Source organism: Marinobacterium nitratireducens, assembly GCF_014645375.1.
GTDB lineage: Bacteria > Pseudomonadota > Gammaproteobacteria > Pseudomonadales > Balneatricaceae > Marinobacterium_A > Marinobacterium_A nitratireducens.
In genome coordinates this window covers 289012-311568 of record NZ_BMLT01000005.1, presented here as the reverse complement: position 1 = coordinate 311568, position 22557 = coordinate 289012, and the positions used below count along the sequence as shown (strand labels likewise).

The 22557-nt window shown below is 63.4% G+C and carries 20 protein-coding genes; 10 read left to right on the top strand and 10 right to left on the bottom strand.

What is annotated here, in order from left to right; all coding sequences use genetic code 11:
• Positions 1 to 2 precede the first annotated feature (2 nt).
• The 7 genes from purH to IEX85_RS11730 form a co-directional block, all read right to left on the bottom strand.
• Positions 3 to 1592: a bifunctional phosphoribosylaminoimidazolecarboxamide formyltransferase/IMP cyclohydrolase gene (purH, locus tag IEX85_RS11760; RefSeq protein WP_188860784.1), complete on the bottom strand. Its 1590-nt coding sequence runs from the start codon at positions 1590 to 1592 to the stop codon at positions 3 to 5.
• Positions 1593 to 1627: 35 nt separating this feature from the next.
• On the bottom strand, positions 1628 to 1909 hold the full coding sequence (fis, locus tag IEX85_RS11755; protein WP_188860917.1) for a DNA-binding transcriptional regulator Fis: 282 nt from the start codon (positions 1907 to 1909) through the stop codon (positions 1628 to 1630).
• Between the two features lie 32 nt (positions 1910 to 1941).
• On the bottom strand, positions 1942 to 2928 hold the full coding sequence (dusB, locus tag IEX85_RS11750; protein ID WP_188860783.1) for a tRNA dihydrouridine synthase DusB: 987 nt from the start codon (positions 2926 to 2928) through the stop codon (positions 1942 to 1944).
• A 162-nt stretch (positions 2929 to 3090) separates the two neighbouring features.
• A complete protein-coding gene (locus tag IEX85_RS11745; RefSeq protein ID WP_188860782.1) occupies positions 3091 to 4050 on the bottom strand; it encodes a DUF3426 domain-containing protein in 960 nt (319 codons plus the stop codon).
• A 26-nt stretch (positions 4051 to 4076) separates the two neighbouring features.
• Positions 4077 to 4970 carry a 50S ribosomal protein L11 methyltransferase gene (gene prmA, locus IEX85_RS11740; protein ID WP_188860781.1) on the bottom strand — a complete coding sequence of 298 codons (894 nt, stop codon included), beginning with the start codon at positions 4968 to 4970 and terminating at the stop codon, positions 4077 to 4079.
• A 111-nt stretch (positions 4971 to 5081) separates the two neighbouring features.
• On the bottom strand, positions 5082 to 6482 hold the full coding sequence (locus IEX85_RS11735) for an FAD-dependent oxidoreductase (protein ID WP_188860780.1): 1401 nt from the start codon (positions 6480 to 6482) through the stop codon (positions 5082 to 5084).
• Positions 6483 to 6504: 22 nt separating this feature from the next.
• Positions 6505 to 7872 (bottom strand): aspartate aminotransferase family protein, encoded by a 1368-nt coding sequence (locus IEX85_RS11730; protein ID WP_188860779.1) that lies wholly within the window; start codon positions 7870 to 7872, stop codon positions 6505 to 6507.
• A gap of 174 nt (positions 7873 to 8046) precedes the next feature.
• Between IEX85_RS11730 and IEX85_RS11725 the strand changes: the two genes are divergently transcribed.
• The 6 genes from IEX85_RS11725 (at position 8047) to phnX (ending at position 14912) form a co-directional block, all read left to right on the top strand.
• Positions 8047 to 8766: a UTRA domain-containing protein gene (locus IEX85_RS11725; protein WP_188860778.1), complete on the top strand. Its 720-nt coding sequence runs from the start codon at positions 8047 to 8049 to the stop codon at positions 8764 to 8766.
• 104 nt (positions 8767 to 8870) lie between these two features.
• The gene (locus tag IEX85_RS11720) at positions 8871 to 9911 is read left to right on the top strand and encodes a putative 2-aminoethylphosphonate ABC transporter substrate-binding protein (RefSeq protein WP_188860777.1); all 1041 of its coding nucleotides are present in this window, start codon (positions 8871 to 8873) and stop codon (positions 9909 to 9911) included.
• Between the two features lie 62 nt (positions 9912 to 9973).
• On the top strand, positions 9974 to 11038 hold the full coding sequence (locus IEX85_RS11715; RefSeq protein WP_188860776.1) for a putative 2-aminoethylphosphonate ABC transporter ATP-binding protein: 1065 nt from the start codon (positions 9974 to 9976) through the stop codon (positions 11036 to 11038).
• 2 nt (positions 11039 to 11040) lie between these two features.
• A complete protein-coding gene (locus tag IEX85_RS11710; protein ID WP_188860775.1) occupies positions 11041 to 12756 on the top strand; it encodes a putative 2-aminoethylphosphonate ABC transporter permease subunit in 1716 nt (571 codons plus the stop codon).
• A gap of 155 nt (positions 12757 to 12911) precedes the next feature.
• On the top strand, positions 12912 to 14030 hold the full coding sequence (locus tag IEX85_RS11705; RefSeq protein ID WP_188860774.1) for a 2-aminoethylphosphonate--pyruvate transaminase: 1119 nt from the start codon (positions 12912 to 12914) through the stop codon (positions 14028 to 14030).
• Between the two features lie 51 nt (positions 14031 to 14081).
• Complete coding sequence (gene phnX, locus IEX85_RS11700; protein ID WP_188860773.1) at positions 14082 to 14912, top strand: phosphonoacetaldehyde hydrolase; 831 nt, start codon at positions 14082 to 14084, stop codon at positions 14910 to 14912.
• Between the two features lie 121 nt (positions 14913 to 15033).
• On the opposite strand, the gene accC is transcribed toward phnX, so the two are convergent.
• Positions 15034 to 16374: an acetyl-CoA carboxylase biotin carboxylase subunit gene (accC, locus tag IEX85_RS11695; RefSeq protein ID WP_188860772.1), complete on the bottom strand. Its 1341-nt coding sequence runs from the start codon at positions 16372 to 16374 to the stop codon at positions 15034 to 15036.
• A 35-nt stretch (positions 16375 to 16409) separates the two neighbouring features.
• Positions 16410 to 16880 carry an acetyl-CoA carboxylase biotin carboxyl carrier protein gene (accB, locus tag IEX85_RS11690; protein ID WP_188860771.1) on the bottom strand — a complete coding sequence of 157 codons (471 nt, stop codon included), beginning with the start codon at positions 16878 to 16880 and terminating at the stop codon, positions 16410 to 16412.
• 513 nt (positions 16881 to 17393) lie between these two features.
• Here accB and IEX85_RS11685 point away from each other — a divergent pair.
• Positions 17394 to 18404, top strand: a complete 1011-nt coding sequence (locus IEX85_RS11685) for a DUF2333 family protein (protein WP_188860770.1) — start codon at positions 17394 to 17396, stop codon at positions 18402 to 18404.
• Positions 18405 to 18578: 174 nt separating this feature from the next.
• Complete coding sequence (locus IEX85_RS11680) at positions 18579 to 19343, top strand: ParA family protein (RefSeq protein WP_188860769.1); 765 nt, start codon at positions 18579 to 18581, stop codon at positions 19341 to 19343.
• 185 nt (positions 19344 to 19528) lie between these two features.
• On the opposite strand, the gene IEX85_RS11675 is transcribed toward IEX85_RS11680, so the two are convergent.
• Entirely contained in the window at positions 19529 to 20089 is a 561-nt protein-coding gene (locus IEX85_RS11675; RefSeq protein ID WP_188860768.1) for a hypoxanthine-guanine phosphoribosyltransferase, read from the bottom strand.
• Positions 20090 to 20502: 413 nt separating this feature from the next.
• Between IEX85_RS11675 and upp the strand changes: the two genes are divergently transcribed.
• Together upp and IEX85_RS11665 are read left to right on the top strand one after the other, a co-directional pair.
• Positions 20503 to 21129: a uracil phosphoribosyltransferase gene (gene upp / locus IEX85_RS11670; protein WP_188860767.1), complete on the top strand. Its 627-nt coding sequence runs from the start codon at positions 20503 to 20505 to the stop codon at positions 21127 to 21129.
• 9 nt (positions 21130 to 21138) lie between these two features.
• Entirely contained in the window at positions 21139 to 22437 is a 1299-nt protein-coding gene (locus tag IEX85_RS11665; RefSeq protein WP_188860766.1) for a uracil-xanthine permease family protein, read from the top strand.
• The last annotated feature ends 120 nt before the right edge of the window (positions 22438 to 22557 follow it).

Sequence of the window (22557 nt, the reverse complement as noted above, 5' to 3'; positions counted from 1 at the left end):
GCTTAGTGACGGAAGTGGCGCATGCCGGTGAAGACCATGGCGATGCCGGCTTCATCGGCGGCCTGGATCACCTCTTCATCGCGCATCGAGCCGCCCGGCTGGATGACGGCGGAGATGCCGACCTTGACGGCGTTGTCGATACCGTCGCGGAACGGGAAGAAGGCGTCGGATGCCATTACCGCGCCCTTGACCTCGAGACCGGCGTGCTCGGCCTTGATGGCGGCGATGCGGGCCGAGTTGACGCGGCTCATCTGGCCGGCGCCGACACCGATGGTCTGGCGGTTCCTGGCGTAGACGATGGCGTTGGACTTGACGAACTTGGCCACTTTCCAGGCGAAGATCAGGTCGTGGATTTCCTGCTCGGTCGGCGCGCGCTGGGTGACGATCTTGAGATCGGCTTCGGTGATCATGCCGATGTCACGGCTCTGCACCAGCAGACCGCCGTTGACGCGCTTGTAGTCGAGATCGGCGTGACGTTCGGCCGGCCACTCGCCGCATTCGAGCAGGCGCACGTTGGCCTTGGCGGAAACCGCTTCGCGGGCGGCGTCGCTGATGCGCGGCGCGATGATCACCTCGACGAACTGGCGCTCGACGATGGCGCGGGCGGTATCGCCGTCCAGCTCGCGGTTGAAGGCGATGATGCCGCCGAAGGCGGATTCGGTGTCGGTGGCGTAGGCCAGTTCGTAGGCCTGGCGGATGCCGCCTTCCGGGCTCACGCCGACGCCGCACGGGTTGGCGTGCTTGACGATGACGCAGGCCGGCTTGGTGAAGCTCTTGACGCACTCCAGCGCCGCATCGGTGTCGGCGACGTTGTTGTAGGACAGCTCCTTGCCCTGCAGCTGACGTGCGGTGGCGATGCTGGCCTCGGCCGGATTCGCCTCGACGTAGAACGCCGCCTTCTGATGCGGGTTCTCGCCGTAGCGCATTTCCTGCGCCTTGACGAACTGGGTGTTGAAGGTGCGCGGGAAGTCGGCCGGCTGCTGTTCGCTGCCGTCGACGATGGTGCCGAGGTAGTTGGCGATCATGCCGTCGTAAGCGGCGGTGTGTTCGAACGCCTTGACCGCCAGATCGAAGCGGGTCCTGTAGCTGAGACCGTTGCCGGCTTCGAGTTCGGCGAGGATGGCGTCATAGTCGCTGGCGTTGACGACGATGGCGACGTCCTTGTGGTTCTTGGCGGCAGAGCGGACCATGGTCGGGCCGCCGATATCGATATTCTCGATCGCCAGCGGCAGGTCGCAGTCGGGGCGGGCGATGGTGGCGGCGAAGGGGTAGAGATTGACCACGACCATGTCGATCGGCGCGATGCCGTGTTCGCTCATCACCGCGTCGTCGGTGCCGCGGCGGCCAAGGATGCCACCGTGGATCTTCGGGTGCAGGGTCTTGACCCGACCGTCCATCATTTCCGGGAAGCCGGTGTGGTCGGACACTTCGACCGCGTCTATGTTCTGCTCGCGCAGCAGCTTGAAGGTGCCGCCGGTGGAGAGGATTTCGACACCGCGCGCAGCCAGTGCGCGGGCGAATTCGACGATGCCGGTCTTGTCCGAGACGCTGATCAGCGCACGGCGGACCTGGGTACTCTGTTGCTCTGCCATCTTGATTCGGGGTTCCGTTTGACGAAGGAAATCGGTTACAGCAGTCCGTACTGCTTCAGCTTCTTGCGCAGGGTGCCACGGTTCAGACCGAGCAACTGAGAGGCCTTGGTCTGGTTGTCCTTGGTGTAGGCCATGACCGTTTCGAACAGCGGTGCCTCGATCTCGGCCAGCACCATCTGGTAGACATCGGTGACCGGTTGACCGTCCAGCTGCTTGAAGTAGTTCGTCAGCGACTGGTGAACGTTGTCACGCAGTGTCTGGTTCGGAGCGTCCTGCGGCTGTTGCGCGGCGAGAGTCGGCTGCTTGATTTCTTTAATATCCACTTTGGGTGTCTGTCCATTGCCTGTGATCAGGCCGCCGCGCCGGCGTTTGCGTCCTGCGCAAAAAAGCCGTCTATGGCGGCAAACTGATCGTCTGCTGTTTCCAACTGATTGAAAGCCTGTCTAAAGAGACGGCCACCCGGTTCGGCCTGCAGGTACCAGCCCACATGCTTGCGCGCGATGCGCACACCCATGTACTCACCGTAGAACTGGTGCAAGGCCTGCACGTGCTCGACCAGGATTTCCCTGATTTCCTGTCGGGACGGGGCCACGAGCAGATGCCCGTGGCGCAGGTAGTGATCGATCTCCCGCAACAGCCAGGGATGGCCCTGGGCCGCGCGCCCGATCATCACGGCGTCGGCACCGGTAAAGTCCAGTACCTCTCGCGCCTTCTGCGGCGAGTCGATATCGCCGTTGGCGAACACCGGGATCTCTACCGCCCGCTTGATTTCTCTGATGGTGTCGTATTCCACCGCACCTTTGTATCCGCAGGCGCGGGTGCGGCCGTGAACGGCCAGCGCCCGGATGCCGGCGTCCTGTGCAATGCCGGCAACGCGCAGGCCATTGCGGTTGTCCGGATTCCAGCCGGTGCGTATCTTCAGCGTGACCGGCACCTCGACCGCCTCGACCACCGCCTGCAGGATATCCCGAACCAGGGGCTCGTCCTGCAAAAGCGCGGAGCCTGCGGCCTTGTTGCAGACCTTCTTGGCCGGGCAACCCATGTTGATATCGATGATCTGGGCGCCGCGTGCCGCGTTCATGCGCGCGGCCTCGGCCATCATCTCGGGGTCGCCGCCGGCGATCTGCACGGAACGGGGTTCCGGCTCACCCTCGTGATCGAGTCGGAGCGCGGACTTGCGGCTGTTCCATAGCCGGGTATCGGAGGTCACCATTTCGGAAACGACCATGCCGGCCCCGAGCCGTCTGCAGAGCTGACGGAAAGGCCTGTCGGTAACGCCTGCCATCGGCGCCAGAACAACCTGACTGTCAATGGTGTAGGGTCCGATCTGGAACATGGCTGACCTTAATTCAGAGAAAACAACACCGCGCAGCCGCAAGGGCTACGTATCGGTTCACTCAAGGAAGGCGGCCAATGATACCCCTTCGCACCTGCCTCTCCAACCCGTAAGTGATGAAAAAATGAGCAAAAACGCTCTTGCGCGAAGGGCGTCCTGGTGCTAATTGGAGGCGAGGGTGGCGGGTGCGAGTTCGACTTCGTAGCTCACCGCGCGGCGGCCCGGATCCAGCACCTCCAGGTTGATCTGGTAGGGCTCGCGGTGGCGCATGCGCAGCGGGTTGAGCGCCGGATCCAGATAGTCGCCCGGTTGCAGCCGCCGTTCGGCTACGGTGCGGCCGCGGATATCGGCGAAGGTGAGGTCGATCGCCGGAAACGGCTGATCGAAACCGGCATCGTTTTCCAGCAGCAGGTGTACGCTCAGCGCTTCCTGGTATTGCGGATGCGCCCGCACGACCAGCTGCAGGTTGCGGATACTGTCGATATCCCGGCGCGGCGGGATATTGCAGCGAACCTGATTGCAGAGAATCTCGTAGAAGCCGGCGAGCCGCTCCTGCTGTGACCACTCCAGGCGGTTGAACCAGACCAGCTGCGATGCCAGCAGAGCCAGGGCGAAAAGGCAGCCCAGGGACCAGCCCAGGATTGCGGTGGGGGATGCCGGCTCCGGCTCGCGCTGCAGCTGCAGCGGTTCGGCGTGCAGGTCATCGACCGAAAGCCGTGGCGGCAGCGGCGCGGGCTGGGGCGGTGGCGGCCTGTCAGCTTGGGGGGGCGCTGGTCGCAGCGGTGGGCTGTCCTGTTGCGGCGGCGTCCACTGCTGAACGACTGGCGAGGCCTGCGCTGCCTGCTCCATGATCGTCGGTGTCGGCCCGCCCGGTGCCTTGTCGCCGATCTCGACCGGCGTCTCGGTGTCGAAGCGAAAGTCGGCCACGGTGGCGGCGTCGCTCGCCGGCGCATGGGACGTCACCTCGTCGGAGCCCTGTGGCAGAGGCTGGTGGGCACGCGCATCGAATACGGTGAGACAGGCGCCGCAACGCACCTTGCCGCCGGCCAGCCGAAGCTGGCCGTCGCTGACGTTGAAGCGGGTCTGGCATTCGGGGCATTCGGTGATCAGGCCGTCCTGCATGGCTCAATCCGCAGTTGTCGTGGCAATCAGAGCCGGGTGCCGGAAATCCGGATCCAGCCTTCGCGTTCGGCCACGGGGTCGAGGCGGAACCAGGGGCTGTAGGCGGCCTGAATCTCCCCGGCCTGCTGTTCCAGCAGACCGGACAGCGCGATGCGGCCGCCGCTGCGGACCCTTTTGGCCAGGGTCGGCGCCAGTTCCACCAGGGGGCCTGCGAGGATGTTGGCGACCAGGACATCGGACTCGCGCTCAGGCGCCTGCTCGGGCAGGCAGGCCTCAAGCCGTGCGGCGGCCAGCTGGTTGCGCTCCAGATTGCTGCGGGTGGCCTGCAGAGCCTGCGGGTCGATATCCACCGCCAGTACCGAGTCGGCGCCAAGCAGCAGGGCGGCGATGCCGAGGATGCCGGAACCGCAGCCGTAGTCGGTCACGCCCTTGCCGGCGAGGGGCTCGGCGTCCAGCCACTCCAGGCACAGTGCTGTGGTCGGGTGGGTGCCGGTACCGAACGCCAGGCCCGGGTCCAGCATCAGGTTGACGGCATCAGGCTCCGGCGCCTCGCGCCAGCTCGGGCATACCCACAGGCGCTGGCCGAAACGCATCGGGTGATAGTTGCTCATCCACTCCCGTTCCCAGTCCTTGTCTTCCAGAATCTCGGCACGAAACTCCGGCATGGGCTGGTCCGGGAACAGCTGCTCGTGTGCCTGGCGCACGACCTTCTCGGTTTCCTTGAGGTCGTGCTCGGCCGCGAAAAGACCGGTAATGGTGGTATCGGACCACAGTGGCGTGGTGCCGAGATCCGGCTCGAAGATCGGCTCGTCCGCCGAGTCCTGGTAGGTGACCGCCGCGCAGCCTGCCGCCAGCAGTATATCTTCATACTGCTCGGCGACGTCGGGTTTGATCGAGAGCTTGATTTGTAGCCAGGGCATAGCGCGTCCGTATTGCTTCTGTATAAGTGGAATAGGCTCCAGTATCGCCGATTCGGCGCGGCCAGAAAACCTCGCCGCGCCGGTGCCGGTCTCCGATGGGCGTCCGGGACGCTACTTGTCGGCCTTGCCGGCGGCGGCAGCGAGCCGTGCCAGCCGGCAGTCGAGCCTGCCGGGTCTGCGGTTTGCGTCCTCGGCGGCTTCCTTGCGTCGGATCGCCTGGCGTACGGTCATGGCGCCGATCCAGCGCAGCGGCTCCGGGGGAAAGTACCCTCGCGGCCCCTGCGCCAGCCCGGAACGGCTCCAGACGTCGTCGTTGCCGAGCAGCAGTGAGCGGATGATTTCACCGCCGAGCCAGGTCTGCACCACGCCGTTGCCGGAGTAGCCGAAGCCATAGACTATGTTGCGTCGGCCGCGCAGGTGGCCAAAGAACGGCAGGCCGGTCACAGATCGGTCCGAGGGGCCTGTCCAGGTGCGCTCGATGGCATCGCTGTCGAGGGTCGGGAAGAAGCGGTGCAGGGCGTTGCGCAGCATCGGCTGGTAGCGGCTGGGTTCGTCGAACGCCGGCAGCACCCGGTTGCCGAAGGCGAAAAGGTTACCGCCCTTGCCCAGCATCAGGCGGCCGTCCGGTGTGCTGCGGTAGTAGTGTACGAAGGTACGCGAGTCCACCACGGCACAGCCGTTGCCGAGGTCCGACTCCGCCAGCAGCTCGGGGACCGGGTGGGTGATCAGCATGTCGGACGAGACCAGCGTGATACTGTTGGCGAACTCCCGGAACTGTCGGGCCATCCAGGCGTTGGTGGCCAGCACCACCTGGCGCGCGCGGATGCGCGCCCGGGGCGTCAGGATCTCGGCGGGCTCGCCTTCGATCAGCCGATCCATGGGGGTGCGCTCGTGGATCTCGACGCCCAGGCTTTCCGCCACCGCTTTGAGCCCCCGCACCAGTAAGCCGGGTTGCAGGCTGCCGGCGGCGGGCGAGAAGTAGCCTTCCAGGTGTGCTGCGGAACCTGCCCGGCGTTGTACCTCGGCCGGTGTCAGCGAGCGCCAGCTGTTGAGTCCGAGCCGCTCCAGCTCGGCGACCAGCGGAGTCATGCTGCCCCGTTGTGCCTCACTGGTGGCGGTGTAAAGCGTGCCGCCGGGTCGCAGCTCGCAGTCGATCTCATGCCGGTCACAGAAGTCGGCGATATCCCATACCGCCTGCTCCGATGCCTGCACCAGGCGGCGGGCCTCGGTGTCGCCGAACAGCCGCCTGAGGGTCGGATACTTGGTCGACCAGGTCAGCATGCAGCCGCCATTGCGTCCGGATGCGCCGCTGCCGCAGCGATCCGCCTCGATCAGCAGGATGCGGCTGTGCGGGCACGCCTGCCTGAGCTTGATGGCACTCCAGAGCCCGGTGAAGCCGCCGCCCACAATACAGATGTCGACATCGAGATCCTGTGTCAGCGGCACGGGAGCCGCCGGCCGTTCGCGCTGTAGGGCCTGGTCGAACCAGAAGGGCTGATAATTGTCGGTCATGGTTTCTTCGCCTGTGTGGGAATCAGTGGGAGTAGCCGAAGCGGTGTGAGACCTGTTCCAGCGCCCGCTCCAGCATCGCGATGGCCTGGCCCAGCTGGTCACGGGTGATGATCAGCGGCGGCGACAGCTGCAGCACGTTGCCCTGGGAAACCTTGAAGCTGAGGCCGGCATCGAGACAGGCGTACATCACGGCATCGGCCTCGTCGCTTGCGCGCTCGCGGGTTTTTCTGTCCTTTACCAGCTCCAGGCCCCACAGCAGACCGACCCCCCGGACGTCGCCGATCAGGGCAAAGCGCCGTGCCAGCCGCTTAAGCTCGACGGCCATGAACTGTTCGTGGTCCTGCACCTTGGCGAGCAGATCCTCCTGCTCGATCACGTCCAGGGTCGCCAGCGCCGCGGCGCAGCCGAGCGGGCTTTTCTCGTGGGTGTAATGACCGAGCGAGACGTCCTCGGCGATATTGAGGCCATCTCTCGCCAGCATGGCAGCAAAGGGCACGATACCGCCGCCGAGCCCTTTGCCGATGCAGAGGATATCCGGCTCGATGCCGTATCGTTCACAGGCAAAGAGGGTGCCGGTACGCCCCAGGGCGATCGGTATTTCGTCGAGCACCAGCAGTACGCCGTGGCGGTCACAGATTTCTCGCACCCGCTGCCAGTAGGCGCGAGACGGAATCTGGGCATCGGTATTGCGTACGGTCTCGGCGAGAAAAACACCCACTTGCGGATCTTTTTCGAGCACGTATTCGAGGTAGTCCGCGTAGGCGAGGTCGTCATCCTGCGAGGCGAACGGGCCGCGGTAGCGGGTCGGCGGGGGGATCCGTTCGACGCCCGGCAATAGCGGGCCCAGGCCCTTTTCGAAGGAATGAGTACCGCCCACTGCGATGGCATCCATCGAGGCACCGTGGAAGGAGTCCCAGAGCGACACCACCTTGTGACGCCCGGTAACCAGGCGCGCCAGCTTCAGCGCCATGCCGATGACCGAGGTGCCGCCGGGGGCGAACAGCACCCGGTTCAGGTCTCCCGGCGCGAGCTCCGTGAGTCTGCGGGCGCAGTCGACCGCAACCTGGCTGGTGTATCGGCGCGGACAGAAGGGCAGTTCGTCGAGCTGCTGCCGCAGGCGGGCGACCAGGTGAGGGTGGCCATATCCGAGCTGGTGCACGTTGTTGCCGTGAAAGTCCATGTAGCGCCGGCCCTGCAGATCCTGGAGGTAGATGCCGTCGCAGCCCTCGAGGGCGTTGAGGCAGGGAGTCGACATCGCCTGGTGCAGAAAATACCGGGCATCCGCCTCGAGCAGGTCGCGGCTGGCCCGGTCGAGGCGCTCAGCCTGCCAGCGCTGCCGTTCGTCGCTCTGGTTGATATCACCTTCTTTCTTGAGTTCCAGCTGCTGCATCTTGTTTCCGACTCCGTGATATCTTTTTCTGGTATATACCAGATATTTAATTGCAGACGGGACCGACTGTCAATCGTGCGTCTGGGTGGTTCATAAATGCTTCATCGGTCTGTAACCTTGCAGCTGGTTAATGGCGGCTTTTTCTGTGCTCGGGGATCTTTGAAGGAGGCAAGCGTGGCAGCAGGCAGGGGTGTGACGTCAGCCCGGGTGGCGGCAGAATTGCGATCGCGGATCGAGCGTGGTGAGCTGCTGCCGGAGGACCGGCTGCCTTCCGAGCGTGAGCTCAGCGAGTCGCTGCATACCACGCGGGTGACCTCGCGCGAAGCCCTCAAGCAGCTCGAGGCCGAAGGACTCATATACCGCTCCAACCGCCGCGGCTGGTTCGTCACGTCGCAGCGCATCAACTACAACCCCAGCCGGGCGGCTTTCTTCATGGACTACGTCGCCGATCAGGGGTTGGTGCCATTCAGCCGTCAACTGCTGAAAAAGCGAATCGTCGCCGACGACCGGCTGGCGTCGATGCTCGAGGTGTCCGTCAAGGCGCCGCTGGTCGAGTTGCAGCGCCTGCGCGGCGCCAACGGCCGGCCCGCCTACATCGAGACCATCTATCTGCCGGAGGGGCGTCTTCCCGGTATTTACGAGTGCGATCTCGAGCGCTCCGTCAGCGCCGTAATGCTGGGTGATTACGATCAGCAATATGCCGTGGTCGAGCTCGATATTACCGTCGGCGCACTGAGCGCCGGACAGGCGGCGTTGCTCGACGCGCCCCCGGGCTACACCTGCCTGTGCGTGCGGCGGGTGGTTCGCAATGCCGCCGGCGAAGTGGTGGAGTACGATCTCGAGCACTGGCGCCATGATTCCCTGAACATTCAGGTCCGTCTCGACAACTCCTGATGCGTCACGGGAGTTTCTTTTTTCTGTAACCGAATCGTCAAACTCCACACTTAATCTGTGCGCATTCATTGGTATACACCAGATTGAAGTCGAGGACTTGGACGATGAACCTGAAAAAACTGTTTTACAAACTGGCTGCGGCCGGTGCCCTGGCTGCGGCCGGTGCCCTGGCTGCGGCTGTGCAGGCCAATGCCGCTACCGAACTGACCGTCTATACGGCTTTCGAGGCGGAAGACCTCAAGCGCTACGCCGGTGAGTTCGAGAACGCGAACCCGGATATCAAGGTGAACTGGGTGCGCGACTCCACCGGTATCGTCACCGCCAAGCTGCTGGCTGAAAAGAGCAATCCGCAGGCCGACGTGGTCTGGGGCCTGGCGGCGACCTCGCTGCTGGTGCTAAAGGGTGAAGGCATGCTGCAGCCATACGCGCCGGCAGGCCTGGAGGCGCTGTCGCCGAAATTCCGCGACGCTGACGCAGTGCCGTCCTGGATCGGGCTCGATGCCTGGGTGGCGGGCATCTGCGTCAACACTGTCGAAGCCGAGAAGCTTGGCCTGCCGATGCCGTCCTCCTGGGAAGATCTGACCAAGCCGGTTTATCGGGGCCACCTTATCATGCCGAACCCGAACTCCTCCGGCACCGGCTTCCTCGACGTCTCGTCCTGGCTGCAGATGTTCGGCGAAGAAAAGGGCTGGGACTACATGGACCGTCTACACACCAATATCTCCCGCTACACCCATTCCGGCTCCAAACCATGCAAGCTGACGGCGACCGGCGAAACGCCGATCGGTATCTCCTTTGCCTACCAGGGCGCCAAACTGAAGAAGAAGGGGGCGCCGCTTGAGCTGGTGTTCCCGCGCGAAGGCATGGGCTGGGACATGGAAGCGGCGGCCATCGTCAAGGGCACGGACAAACTGGACGCGGCGAAAAAACTGCTGGACTTCGCGGCGTCTCGCAAGGCCAACGAAATGTACAACCAGGGCTATGCGGTCGTCGCCATCCCGGGTGTCGCCCAGCCGGTGGAGTTCTACCCCGAGAACCCCGAGTCGCTGATGATCGACAACGACTTTGTCTGGGCTGCGGGTAATCGCGACGCCATCCTTACCGAGTGGCAGCGTCGTTACGACAGCAAGTCCGAAGCCAAGTAACGCCGATCTGGCAAAGGGCGCGCCGTTCGGGGGCGCGCCGTTTCTATTCAAAGAGGCCGAGCATGAGTGAAAGTTATCTGTCGATCCGGCGTCTGCATCAGGTGTTCGGCGACTTTGTCGCACTGCGCGATATCAGTCTGGATATCCGCGAAGGCGAGTTCGTCTGCTTCCTGGGGCCTTCCGGCTGTGGCAAGACCACCCTGCTGCGGGCCGTCGCCGGCCTGCAGCTGCAAACCGGGGGCGATATCTTCCAGGCCGGTCAGAGGATTTCCTGGCTGCCGCCCGAACAGCGCGATTTTGGCATCGTGTTCCAGTCCTACGCATTGTTTCCGAACCTGAATGTGGCCGACAACATTGCCTACGGTCTGCGTAACCGGCGCACCGGGCGTTCCGAGGTGCGGGCCAGGGTCGCGGAGTTGCTGGAGCTGATCGGTCTGCCGGATGCCGGCAAAAAGTACCCGTCGCAGCTCTCCGGCGGTCAGCAGCAGCGGGTCGCGCTGGCCCGGGCGATCGCCACCCGGCCGGGGCTGCTGTTACTGGATGAGCCGCTGTCGGCGCTCGATGCCCGGGTTCGCGTTCACCTGCGGCACGAGATCAAGGAACTGCAGCGTCGGCTCGGCGTTACCACCATCATGGTTACCCATGATCAGGAGGAGGCGCTGGCCATGGCCGATCGCATCGTGGTGATGAATCACGGTTGCATCGAGCAGGTGGGAACGCCGCAACAGATCTATGCAGAGCCGGCCAGCGCCTTTGTTGCTTCGTTCGTCGGCACCATGAACTTTCTGCCCGCCATCCGAATCGGCGAGGGCCGGGTCCGGATCGGCGAGCGAACCCTGAATTGCCGTACCCTGTCGCCTCACGGCAATGGCGAGGTGCGTGTCGCCATTCGCCCGGAGGACGTGCGCACGCGTTACAACGGTGACGCCAGTAACCTGATTTCGGCACGCGTCAGGGGACTCGAGTTCCTCGGCGCCTTCGTGCGCAGCGAGCTGGAGATCGACGGCGTTGATGAACCCCTGGTTGCCGATTTTTCCGCCAACGATGTCCGCGACCTGGGTATCGAGGCCGGTAATGTCCTGAATCTGGACCTGCCGGCGCAGCGTCTGCACCTGTTCGAGCACTGATCATGGATACCCTATTGAACCCGCCGGGATTCCTGGCGAAGAAGCGGGCGCGACTGCTCGGTATCGACTGCAGCCTGCCGATCCTCTGTTTGCTGGTCGCGATCGCCATGCTGGCGATCGCGCTGGTGCTGCCGCTTTACAGTCTGCTGTCCAAGTCGCTCGAGGACCGCCACGGGCAGTTTGTCGGGCTCGCCAACTTCCGCGCCTATGTTGCCGACCCGAGTCTGATGCACTCGATAACCAACTCGCTTTGGGTTGCATCGCTCACCACGCTGATCGTGGTGTCACTGGCACTGATGACGGCCTTCGCCCTGACGCGCTCCCGCATGCCGGGTCGGGGCCTGCTGAAGGTGCTGGTTATGGGGCCTATCTTCGCGCCTTCGCTGCTGCCGGCGATTTCGATGGTGTACCTGTTTGGCAACCAGGGCGTGCTCAAGGACCTGTTGATGGGGCACAGCATTTACGGCCCGATCGGCATCGTCGTCAGCATGTCGTTCTGGTGCTTTCCCCATGCGGTGATGATCCTCTGCACGGCGCTCGAGAACAGCGATGCGCGTCTTTACGAGTCCGCCAGGGCGCTGCGTACCAGCCCGCTGAGGGCTTTCATGACGGTCACGCTGCCGTCCATCAAGTACGGCCTGATCAGCGCGGCTTTTGTCGTCTTCACCCTGGCGATTACCGATTTCGGCGCGCCCAAGGTGATCGGCGGGCAGTACAACGTACTGGCGACCGATATCTACAAGCAGGTGATCGGTCTGCAGAACTTCCAGATGGGCTCGGTGGTGTCGGTGATCCTGCTGCTGCCGGCGGTGCTGGCCTTCGCGGTGGATCGCTGGGTGCAGCGTCGTCAGGTGGCGTTGCTGACAGCCCGTGCTGAGCCACTGCGCGTGAAGCCGCATCGCGCTCGGGACTGGTCGCTGCTGCTGCTCTGTACACCGGTAGCCGTGGTGATACTGGGCGTGCTGGGGATGGCGGTCTACGCGTCGCTGGTGACCTTCTGGCCCTACAATCTGGACCTGAGCTTCAACAACTACCGTTTCGACCTGATGGACGGCGGTGGCTGGGGTGCCTATTTCAACTCCCTGCAGATGGCAGGCTGGACTGCGGTCATCGGCACCCTGGTGATATTCGCCAATGCCTATCTGGTCGAGAAGGTACCGGGCCTTGGCCCGCTGCGCACTCTGGTGCATCTGATGGCGATGGTGCCGCTGGCGGTTCCGGGAATGGTGCTGGGGCTTTCCTACATCTTCTTCTTCAACGAGCCGGGCAATCCGCTGAACGGTATCTACGGCACCCTGGCAATTCTGGTGCTCTGTACCATTGCCCACTATTACACCGTCTGTCACCTGACTCTGGTGACGGCGTTGAAGCAGATCGACGGCGAGTTCGAAGCGGTGTCGGCGTCGCTCAAGGTGCCTTTCTATGTCACTTGCTGGCGTGTGACGCTGCCGGTGTGTCTGCCGGCGCTGCTCGAGGTCGCGCTCTATCTTTTCGTCAATGCCCTGAATACGGTTTCGGCGGTGGTGTTCCTCTATTCGAGTCAAACCGCTCTGGCGTCGGTGGCGGTGCTGAATATGGACGATGCAGGCGATATCGCACCGGCGGCGGCCATGGGTGTCGTGCTGATGCTGACCTGCATCGGGGTCAAGGGGCTTCACTGGGGGCTGTCGCGCCTGCTGCTTGGCCGCAGTCAGTGCTGGCGACAGGCCAGGGCATGAAGTCGGCGTAGCCGAATTGCAGCCGGGCGGGTACAGGACCCAGCCCCGGGCAAAATCTGGCTCTATTCTCTGGTGTATACCAGATATGGCGTCTACTAACGTACGCAGGGCGCTTGTACGCCGGCCCTGCCTGAATTCTTGAAAGTGAGTGAACCATGCGTAACGAAACTGTCGATCCCTATCTGCTGACACCGGGACCGATCACCACGAGCCTGACGACCAAGCAGGCCATGCTGCATGACTGGGGCTCCTGGGATGCGGACTTCAATGCCATGACCGGGGAGCTGTGCCGGCGCCTGCTGGCGCTGGCCAATGCCGAAGACAGCCACGTCTGCGTGCCGGTGCAGGGGAGCGGTTCCTTCGCGGTGGAAGCGACCCTGGGCACCCTGGTACCGCGAGATGGCAAGGTATTGGTGCTGATGAACGGCGCCTACGGTCAGCGTATCGGCAAGTCCCTGTCGTACATGGGACGCGGGTACGTCGCCATCGACAAGGGCGATTATGCGCCGCCGAGCCCGGAGGAAGTGGCCGAAGCGCTGGCCGCGGACTCTGCAATCAGCCATGTCGCCCTGGTGTTCTGCGAAACCAGCTCCGGCATTCTCAATCCGGTGGCGGAGATTGCCGAGGTGGTGAAGGCCGCCGGCCGGAGCCTGATTATCGACGCCATGAGTGCGTTCGGCGCGCTGCCGGTCGACGCCGGCGAGTTAGAGTTCGATGCGCTGATCTCGGCGGCCAACAAGTGCATCGAAGGCGTGCCGGGTTTCGGTTATGCGCTGATTCGTCGTCCGATACTGGAAGGCGCCGAGGGCAATGCCCATTCACTGTGCCTGGATCTTTACGACCAGTGGCGCTACATGGAGCGTACCGGTCAATGGCGCTTCACACCGCCGACCCATGTGGTGGCGGCCTTTCTGCAGGCGCTGCGCGAACACGAGGCCGAAGGCGGCGTGGCAGGGCGGCTGGCGCGCTATACCCGCAACCGCGATCGCACCGTGGCCGGACTGCGGGACCTCGGCTTCAGGACGCTGCTCGAAGACCGCTGGTTTTCTCCGGTGATTACCACCTTTCTGAGCCCGACCCATGCCAACTTTGACTTCAGGTCGTTCTACGACCGGCTGAAGGCCAAAGGCTACATCATCTACCCCGGCAAGCTGACCCAGGCCGAAAGCTTCCGTATCGGACATATCGGTCAGCTGCATGATGTGCAGATTGACGGTCTGCTGGCGGCGGTGACCGAAACCCTCGACGAACTGCAGGTCGACCTGCACCTCTGACCCGAATGAACCTATCGCCACATCCGTCCGGCGACCCGACAGGAGACTAGTATGAGCTTTGGATACACCCGTTTTTACGCAGGCCCGGTACAGGCCGTGATCTTCGACTGGGCAGGCACCACCATCGACTTCGGTTCGATGGCGCCGATTCACGCCTTCTGCAGCCTGTTCGAGGTCAATGGCGTACCGATCACCCTGGCCGAGGCCCGCGAGCCGATGGGGACCGAGAAGCGCGAGCATATTTCCCGCCTGCTGGCGCTGCCGCGCATTCGCGACGCCTGGGCCACGGCCCATGGTCAGGCGCCGAACGAATCGGACATCGACCGCCTCTATGCGGACTTCGTGCCGATGCAGATTGCGAGCATCGCCGAGCGGGCGCAGCTGATTCCGGGCGCGAAGGCCACCTTCGATTATCTGGATGAGCGCGGTATCGCTATCGGCGCCAATACCGGCTATAGCCAGGAGATGATCGCGGAGCTGCTGCCGCTCGCCGCCGCCCAGGGTTACCGCCCGTCCTCCAATGTCTGTGCTACCGACGTGCCGCGCGGGCGTCCCTTTCCGCACATGACGCTGAAGAACATGCTCGATCTCGAAATCGAGGCGGTACAGGGCGTGGTCAAGGTCGACGATACGCTGACCGGTATCGAGGAAGGCCTCAATGCCGGCTGCTGGACCGTCGGCGTGGCGATCTCCGGCAACGAGGTCGGTCTCGACCTGGCTGCATGGGAGGCGCTGGACGCGGGGGAGCAGGAGCTAAGGCGTACTGCCGCCTGCCAGCGCTTTCGCAGCGCCGGCGCGCACTATGTGATCGACAGCGTGGCCGAGCTGCCGTCGGTGATCGAGGATATCGAGGCCCGTCTGGCGCAGGGTGAACAACCCTAGGATTCGAGTCGACAGTTTAGAGTTGAATCCTTGTGGCCACTGGCGCCAAGCTGTCAACTCGCAACTCACCATTAAAAAAGCCCGCGATGCGGGCTTTTCGGTGGGAAGTCGCCGCTGGTTGTTACAACCCGAGCTTCTTCTCCAGGTAGTGGATGTTGACGCCGCCTTCGCCGAAGCGGGTATCACGCACGATTTCCTGGTGCAGCGGGATGTTGGTGCGGATACCTTCGACCAGCATCTCGTCCAGCGCGTTGCGCATGCGCGTCAGCGCGATTTCCCGGTCCTCGCCGTAGGTGATCAGCTTGGCGACCAGCGAGTCGTAGTGCGGCGGCACGGTATAGCCGCTGTACAGGTGCGAGTCCACCCGCACGCCGAAGCCACCCGGGGCATGGAAGTGCTTGACGTTGCCGGGGCTCGGCATGAAGGTCTTCGGATCCTCGGCGTTGATGCGGCACTCGAAGGCGTGGCCGTGACAGACGATGTCGTCCTGGGTCAGCGACAGCTTCTCGCCGGAGGCGATGCGCAGCTGCTCCTTGACGATGTCGACGCCGGTGACCATTTCGGTGACCGGGTGCTCCACCTGAACGCGGGTGTTCATCTCGATGAAGTAGAAACGGCCGTCCTCATACAGGAACTCGAAGGTGCCTGCGCCGCGGTAGTTGATGGTGATGCAGGCGTCGATGCACGACTGCAGCACGTGGCGGCGGGCGTCCTCGTCGATGCCCGGCGCGGGTGCTTCCTCGACCACCTTCTGGTGACGGCGCTGCAGCGAGCAGTCGCGGTCGTAGAGGTGGATGGCGTTGCCCTGGCCATCGGCCAGCACCTGAACCTCGACGTGGCGCGGGTTCTCGAGGAACTTCTCCATGTACACGGTATCATCGCCAAAGGCGGCGGCCGCTTCGGAGCGGGTGATATGGATGGAGTTCAGCAGCGCTGCCTCGGTGTGCACCACGCGCATCCCACGACCGCCGCCGCCGGCGGCGGCCTTGATGATCACCGGGTAGCCGATACGCTGGGCGACGGCGTGGATCTCGTCGGCGTCTTCCGGCAGCGGGCCGTCCGAACCGGGTACGGTCGGCACGCCGGCTTTTTTCATGGCCTCGATGGCGGATACCTTGTCACCCATCAGGCGGATAACATCGGCGGTCGGGCCGATGAACTTGAACCCGGAGCGCTCGACCTGCTCGGCGAAGTTGGCGTTCTCGGCGAGGAAGCCGTAGCCCGGGTGAATGCCGCTGGCATCGGTGACTTCGGCGGCGCTGATGATCGCCGGAATGTTCAGGTAGCTTGCCGGCGAGGGCGCCGGACCGATACAGACGGCCTCATCGGCCATGCGCACATGCATCAGGTCGCGGTCCGCGACGGAGTGGACCGCCACGGTTTTGATGCCCAGCTCCTTGCAGGCCCGCAGAATGCGCAGTGCGATTTCGCCCCGGTTGGCTATGACGACTTTTTCAAGCATCTGGTGTTGGTTCCTTGATCTGATGCGAAGGCCTGTTAGACGATGGTAACCAGCGGCTGGTCGAATTCGACCGGCTGGCCGTCATCGACCAGGATGGCCTCGATGACGCCGGACTTGTCGGCTTCGATCTGGTTCATCATCTTCATGGCCTCGACGATGCAGATGACGTCACCGGCCTTGACGCTCTTGCCGACTTCGATGAACGCCGGCGAGCTGGGGGAGGGAGAGCGGTAGAAGGTGCCGACCATCGGCGAGCGCACGACGTGACCGTTGGGCTCATCAGCGGCGGCAGGCTCGGCGGCAGGCGCTGCCGGAGCGGGGGCCGCTACCGGTGCTGCAGCAGCCGGCGCTGGCTGCATGTATGCCTGCGGCATCAACATCTGCGGGTTGCCGTTGTGAGACAGGCGGCTGATGCGAACGGACTCCTCGCCCTCCTTGATCTCGATTTCGTTGATGTTGGATTCTTCCAGCAGTTCGATCAGTTTCTTGACTTTGCGGATATCCATTCTGTTCTCGTCTTAAATTCGTGGTGACAATGGTTTACTGATTTCGCGCCCGCTGCAGCGTGACGTACACGCCCCCCGGGAGCGAATACCGATGTTCGGTGCTAACGGCAGGGCGTCTGATACATCGCCGCTGTCCCGCCACAGAATAACGCCACAGGCTCCGGACTTTTGCGTGCCGGACCATTTCGCGCCGGTGTCGTGCAGGATCAGGATTCTGGCCATCCGGATGCCCCGAAAATCAGCGGTAAAAGGGAATTGACCGCCTAGTGTGCATGAAACTGTGAAGTGTGTCTATCAAAACCCCGTCCTGTGTGCTGTTAGCGTCCATTTCAAAGAAGTTACGGCTGATTTCCTGCTTTGTTGCCACCTTGCCAGGTGCCGGTTGAGCATGATTTGGCCCCGCGCCCGGGCCCGGGGCGCCATTGACCCTGCGGGGTAAATCGGAGATAGTCCCTTGCAGCATTTACAGCCGTGGCGGACGACGGCGCGACGGCCCGGAAAAAGGGAAGCATTTTGGAAAAACTGCAGCGTTGGTGGCTCTCGCGCTGGGACCGGCTGAGTGCCCGTTTCGGCTCCAGTGGCTGGTTCAAGTGGGTGCTGGCTCTGGTGGGGTTGTACCTGCTGGTGTGCGTTATTCTGGGCATGTTCTGGAGCTGGGAGCCGGGCCGCTTCGATGTCAGGGAAACGGTGCAGGACAAGGCCAGTGCGCCAGTCGGAGCCCATACCACGGGGGCGTTGATCCAGATCGTCGAAACGCTGCTCGACAAGCCCGGCGGCTATCTGCGCAACGACCGCATGCCGCCCGGCGTCTGGCTCGACAACGTGCCGCGCTGGGAGTACGGCGCCCTGGTGCAGGCGCGTGACGCCAGCCGCGCCATGCGCAAGGCGTTCAGCCGCTCGCAGTCGCAGTCCACCGAAGACCCGGATCTTATCGAGGCCGAGCCGCTGCTGCACTTCAATAACAACAGCTGGCTGCTGCCGCCAACCGAACGGGAATACCGCAAGGCGCTGACCCACCTCCGTGCCTATCAGTCGCGTATGCTGAAGGGCTCCGGAGACGCCGAGTTCCATGCCCGTGCCGACAATTTGCGCGAGTGGCTGGCGGACGTCTCGACGCGCCTCGGCAGCCTGTCACAGCGGCTCAGCGCCAGTGTCGGGCGTCAGGCGCTCGGTGCCGTCGAGGCATCGTCAGGGCAGGCTTCCAACCAGATCGATTTCCAGACGCCCTGGATGGAGATCGACAACGTTTTCTACGAAGCCCGCGGCACCGCCTGGGCGCTGCTTCACCTTCTCGAAGGCGTGGAGCTGGATTTCGCCGCAACCCTGGAGAAAAAGGAAGCGCTGGTGAGTCTGCAGCAGATCATCCGGGAGCTGGAGGCGACCCAGAACACCATCTGGAGTCCGTTTATCCTCAATGGCACCGGCTTTGGCCTGGTCGCCAACCATTCCCTGGTAATGGCCTCCTACATTTCCCGGGCCAACGCAGGGATCATCGACCTGCGCGACCTGCTGTCTGAAGGCTGATCCGGCCGCAGCAGCGCAGCGGCACAGAACGGAAGCAGCAGAACCTCCACCCTGCGGGGCTCGGGACGGGTGCCGGAGTTAGCCCCGGTAGCCGTCCCGGCAAGTCCGGTGTGCTGAAGCAGGGGGGGGCCGGTTAAATGCCAAGATAATAATGAAAGCGATCGGAGAGCATCGATGAAGCGTGTCGTATTCAACCAGAAAGGTGGTGTCGGCAAATCCAGTATCGCCACCAACCTCGCGGCTATCAGTGCCTCCCGCGGCTTGCGGACGCTGGTGATCGACCTCGACCCCCAGTGCAACTCGACCCAGTATCTGCTGGGCGAGAATGCGGCCCATACCCAGACCGATATCCGTGACCTCTTCGAACAGATGCTCGGTGTGCAATTCAAGCCGATCGCGGCCGATGAGTACGTGCACGAGACACCCTACGAGAACCTTTTCCTGATTCCGTCGAACCCGGATGTTGGCGACCTGCAGGCCAAGCTCGAGTCCAGGCACAAGATCTACAAGCTGCGCGACGCGCTGAACCGTCTTGACGATTACGACGCGATTTACATCGACACGCCGCCGGCGTTCAACTTCTTCACGCTGTCGGCGCTGGTGGCGGCCGAGCGCTGTCTGATTCCGTTCGACTGCGACGAGTTCGCGCGCCAGGCCCTGTACAGTCTGCTGGACAATGTTCGCGAAACCCAGATCGACCATAACGAGTCGCTGAGCGTCGAGGGCATCATCGTCAACCAGTTCCAGCCGCGGGCGTCGTTGCCGCAGCGCATGGTGGCACGGCTGACCGAAGAGGACCTGCCGCTTCTGAAGACCCGTATCTCGTCATCGGTGAAAATGCGCGAGTCCCACGACGAGGCCCGGCCTCTGATCCACCTGGCACCCAATCACAAGCTGACCCAGGAATTCATCGCCCTGTTCGACGAACTGCATCCGTAACGCGGGTACGGTTTTGCGCGGTACAGGAGTCTTCGCGGCGAGGGCGCCACTCCTACGGGCGTTTTCCTGGCCCGTAGGAGCCACGCCCTCGTGGCGAACGCGGCGGGCAGCGAGGTCAACACTACATTCTCGGCGGGGATGTGCCCTTCGGGTAATGTGCCCCTCTGGCGAGCTACTCCTGTCGATCAAAGTCCCTTGACGGCGAAGATTCCCGGCGCGTTGCGCCAGTATCCCTTGTAGTCCATGCCGTAGCCGAAGACGTAGCGGTCCTCGGTCTCGAGGCCGACGAAGTCGGCCTTCAGGTCCGGGCGAGCCTTGCGGTCGTGAACTTTGTCGATCAGCACCGCGGTGTACACCTCGCTGGCGCCTTCGCGTCGGAAATGGTCGATGATTGCGGCCAGGGTGTGACCTTCGTCGAGGATGTCGTCGATGATCAGGACCGGGCGGTCGCGGAACCCGACCATCGGCGGTACCTTCCATTCCAGTTCATGACCGCTGGTCGTGTTGCGATAGCGGGTCGCGTGGAGGTAGCTCGACTCCAGCGGAAACTCGAGGCGGGTAAGCAACTTGCCGCCGATAACGAGGCCGCCGTTCATGATGCTGAACAGCACCGGGTTGCGATCGCCCAGCCTGGCGCTGATGGCCGCGGCCATGGTGTCGATGGCGGCCTCGACTTCGTCGGCGCTGTGCAGCAGATCGGCTTCGGCATATACCTGTCGGATATGGTCCAGATTGATATCGGTCATCGGATTGTCGGTCGGATTGGTTGGGTTGGAATGCGTGCTGGCCGGGCGCCGGATCCGGGCCGCGGCATGATTTCGGCACTGCGCCGGAATAGTATAGCGCCCGGGATTTCATTGAATGGCGGAAACCCTGAATCCGCAGGAGCAGGCTTCAGGATACCGTTCATCCTGAACATGCCCTGCTCCCCGGTTTGGGCATCCTGCGTCACTCTAACTCCCACGTCCCTGTGGTCGTGCGCATCCCTGCGCTCGCAGGATACCGTTCATCCTGAACATAAAATCGGCCAAAATACTGACTGTCCGGTCAAAAAGCAAGATGACAAAACGTTTGGCTTTGACTAGGATTCACCCGATTTTGCCATACTGAGGGGCTCGTATACCCGGCGAGCCGCCACTGCCATTACAGAGGGATACCGATGAGCGTCCATGAAATCCGCCATCCATTGGTTCGCCACAAGCTGGGCCTGATGCGGTCCAGGGATCTGAGCACCCGCAGCTTCCGTCAGCTGGCGTCGGAAGTGGCCTGTCTGCTCACCTACGAGGGCACCAAGGATCTGGAGCTCGAAACTTACGAGGTCGAGGGCTGGTGCGGCCCCATCCAGGCCGAGCGGATCAAGGGCAAGAAGATCACCGTGGTACCGATTCTGCGTGCCGGCCTCGGCATGCTGGACGGGGTGCTGGAGCTGGTGCCCAGCGCCAAGATTTCGGTGGTGGGGCTCTATCGCGACGAGGAAACGCTGGAACCGGTGCCGTACTTCGAAAAGCTGGCCCATGACATCGACGAGCGTATCGCCCTTATCATCGATCCGATGCTGGCGACCGGCGGTACCCTGGTAGCGACCATCGACATGCTCAAGAAAGCCGGCTGCAGCAGCATTCGCGTGCTGGTGCTGGTGGCTGCGCCCGAAGGTATCCGCAAGGTCGAGGAGGCCCATCCGGACGTCGATATCTTTACCGCCTCGGTGGATGAGCGCCTCAACGAAAAGGGCTACATTCTGCCCGGGCTCGGCGACGCCGGCGACAAGATCTTCGGTACCCAGTAGGAGCGACGAATGGCCAACGCAACCGAATACCAGGTTTCCGGCTGGCGCAGCGCCCTGGCCGGCTCGCAGATGCTGTTCGTCGCCTTCGGCGCGCTGGTGCTGGTGCCGCTGCTGACCGGGCTCGATCCCAGCGTCGCGCTGTTCACCGCCGGGGTGGGCACCCTGCTGTTTCAGCTCACCACCGGGCGCAGCGTGCCGGTGTTCCTGGCATCATCGTTCGCCTTTATCGCGCCGATCATCTACGGCGTGCAGACCTGGGGCGTGCCGGCGACCATGGGCGGGCTGATGGCGGCCGGCTGTCTGTATCTGCTGCTGTCGCTGGCCGTGCGCCTGCGTGGTGTCGGCTTTATCCATCACCTGATGCCGCCGGTGGTCACCGGTCCCATCATCATGGTGATTGGGCTGGGACTGGCGCCGGTGGCGGTCAACATGGCGATGGGCAAGACCGGCGACGGCGGCGCCGAGCTGTTCGCTTACGGCGACGCGATGGTGGTGTCGATGGCCTCGCTGGCGACCACGCTGCTGGTTGCGGTGTTCGCCCACGGTATTTTTCGGCTGGTGCCGATCCTTTCGGGGGTGCTGGTGGGGTACCTGGTGGCGCTGGCGATGGGGATGGTGGACTTTGCCCCGGTGCGCGAGGCGGCCTGGTTCTCGGTGCCGGCCTTCGTGACGCCGGAATTCAACTGGCAGGCGATTCTGTTCATGCTGCCGGTGGCGATCGCGCCGGCGATCGAGCATGTCGGCGACGTGCTGGCGATCAGCAACGTCACCGGGCGCGACTACCTGAAAAAGCCGGGTCTGCACCGGACGCTGCTGGGCGACGGCCTGGCGACGACCACCGCTTCGATGCTCGGCGGTCCGCCCAACACCACCTATTCGGAAGTGACCGGTGCGGTGATGCTGACCCGCGCCTTCAACCCGGTGGTGATGACCTGGGCGGCGGTATTCGCCATCGCGCTGGCGTTCGTCGCCAAGATCGGCATACTGCTGCAGACCATTCCGACGCCGGTGATGGGCGGTATCCTGATTCTGCTGTTCGGCTCCATTGCCGCGGTGGGCATGAATACGCTGATCAAGGCCCATGTCGACCTGTCGGCGCAACGCAATCTGGTCATCGTGGCGACGGTACTGGTATTCGGTATCGGCGGCATGGTGGTCGGCGACGGCGCATCCGGTCTGCAGGGCGTGGCGCTGTGTGGCGTTGCGGCGATCGTTCTCAACCTGGTGCTGCCGCGACAGCGACCGGATCGCGACGACCTCGACGAGGAGAAGGAAGTCGTCGACGATATTATCGAGCACAGTCGATGAGCGGCGGCCGGAGCGCCTTGACGCTCCGGCCGCAAATCGCTAGGGTACGCGCGGTTCTCCCTATGAATTTTCTGTACTCAGCCCCGCTAGTCCGGGGCTGAGTCGTCTATGCGGCTGCCG

Bases quoted from the DNA above. Each gene is read 5' to 3' on its own strand.
- purH (WP_188860784.1), bottom strand. From the start codon at position 1,592: ATGGCAGAGCAACAGAGTACCCAGGTCCGCCGTGCGCTGATCAGCGTC.
- dusB (WP_188860783.1), bottom strand. From the start codon at position 2,928: ATGTTCCAGATCGGACCCTACACCATTGACAGTCAGGTTGTTCTGGCG.
- IEX85_RS11745 (WP_188860782.1), bottom strand. From the start codon at position 4,050: ATGCAGGACGGCCTGATCACCGAATGCCCCGAATGCCAGACCCGCTTC.
- prmA (WP_188860781.1), bottom strand. From the start codon at position 4,970: ATGCCCTGGCTACAAATCAAGCTCTCGATCAAACCCGACGTCGCCGAG.
- IEX85_RS11735 (WP_188860780.1), bottom strand. From the start codon at position 6,482: ATGACCGACAATTATCAGCCCTTCTGGTTCGACCAGGCCCTACAGCGC.
- IEX85_RS11730 (WP_188860779.1), bottom strand. From the start codon at position 7,872: ATGCAGCAGCTGGAACTCAAGAAAGAAGGTGATATCAACCAGAGCGAC.
- IEX85_RS11720 (WP_188860777.1), top strand. From the start codon at position 8,871: ATGAACCTGAAAAAACTGTTTTACAAACTGGCTGCGGCCGGTGCCCTG.
- IEX85_RS11715 (WP_188860776.1), top strand. From the start codon at position 9,974: ATGAGTGAAAGTTATCTGTCGATCCGGCGTCTGCATCAGGTGTTCGGC.
- IEX85_RS11710 (WP_188860775.1), top strand. From the start codon at position 11,041: ATGGATACCCTATTGAACCCGCCGGGATTCCTGGCGAAGAAGCGGGCG.
- IEX85_RS11705 (WP_188860774.1), top strand. From the start codon at position 12,912: ATGCGTAACGAAACTGTCGATCCCTATCTGCTGACACCGGGACCGATC.
- phnX (WP_188860773.1), top strand. From the start codon at position 14,082: ATGAGCTTTGGATACACCCGTTTTTACGCAGGCCCGGTACAGGCCGTG.
- accC (WP_188860772.1), bottom strand. From the start codon at position 16,374: ATGCTTGAAAAAGTCGTCATAGCCAACCGGGGCGAAATCGCACTGCGC.
- accB (WP_188860771.1), bottom strand. From the start codon at position 16,880: ATGGATATCCGCAAAGTCAAGAAACTGATCGAACTGCTGGAAGAATCC.
- IEX85_RS11680 (WP_188860769.1), top strand. From the start codon at position 18,579: ATGAAGCGTGTCGTATTCAACCAGAAAGGTGGTGTCGGCAAATCCAGT.
- IEX85_RS11675 (WP_188860768.1), bottom strand. From the start codon at position 20,089: ATGACCGATATCAATCTGGACCATATCCGACAGGTATATGCCGAAGCC.
- upp (WP_188860767.1), top strand. From the start codon at position 20,503: ATGAGCGTCCATGAAATCCGCCATCCATTGGTTCGCCACAAGCTGGGC.
- IEX85_RS11665 (WP_188860766.1), top strand. From the start codon at position 21,139: ATGGCCAACGCAACCGAATACCAGGTTTCCGGCTGGCGCAGCGCCCTG.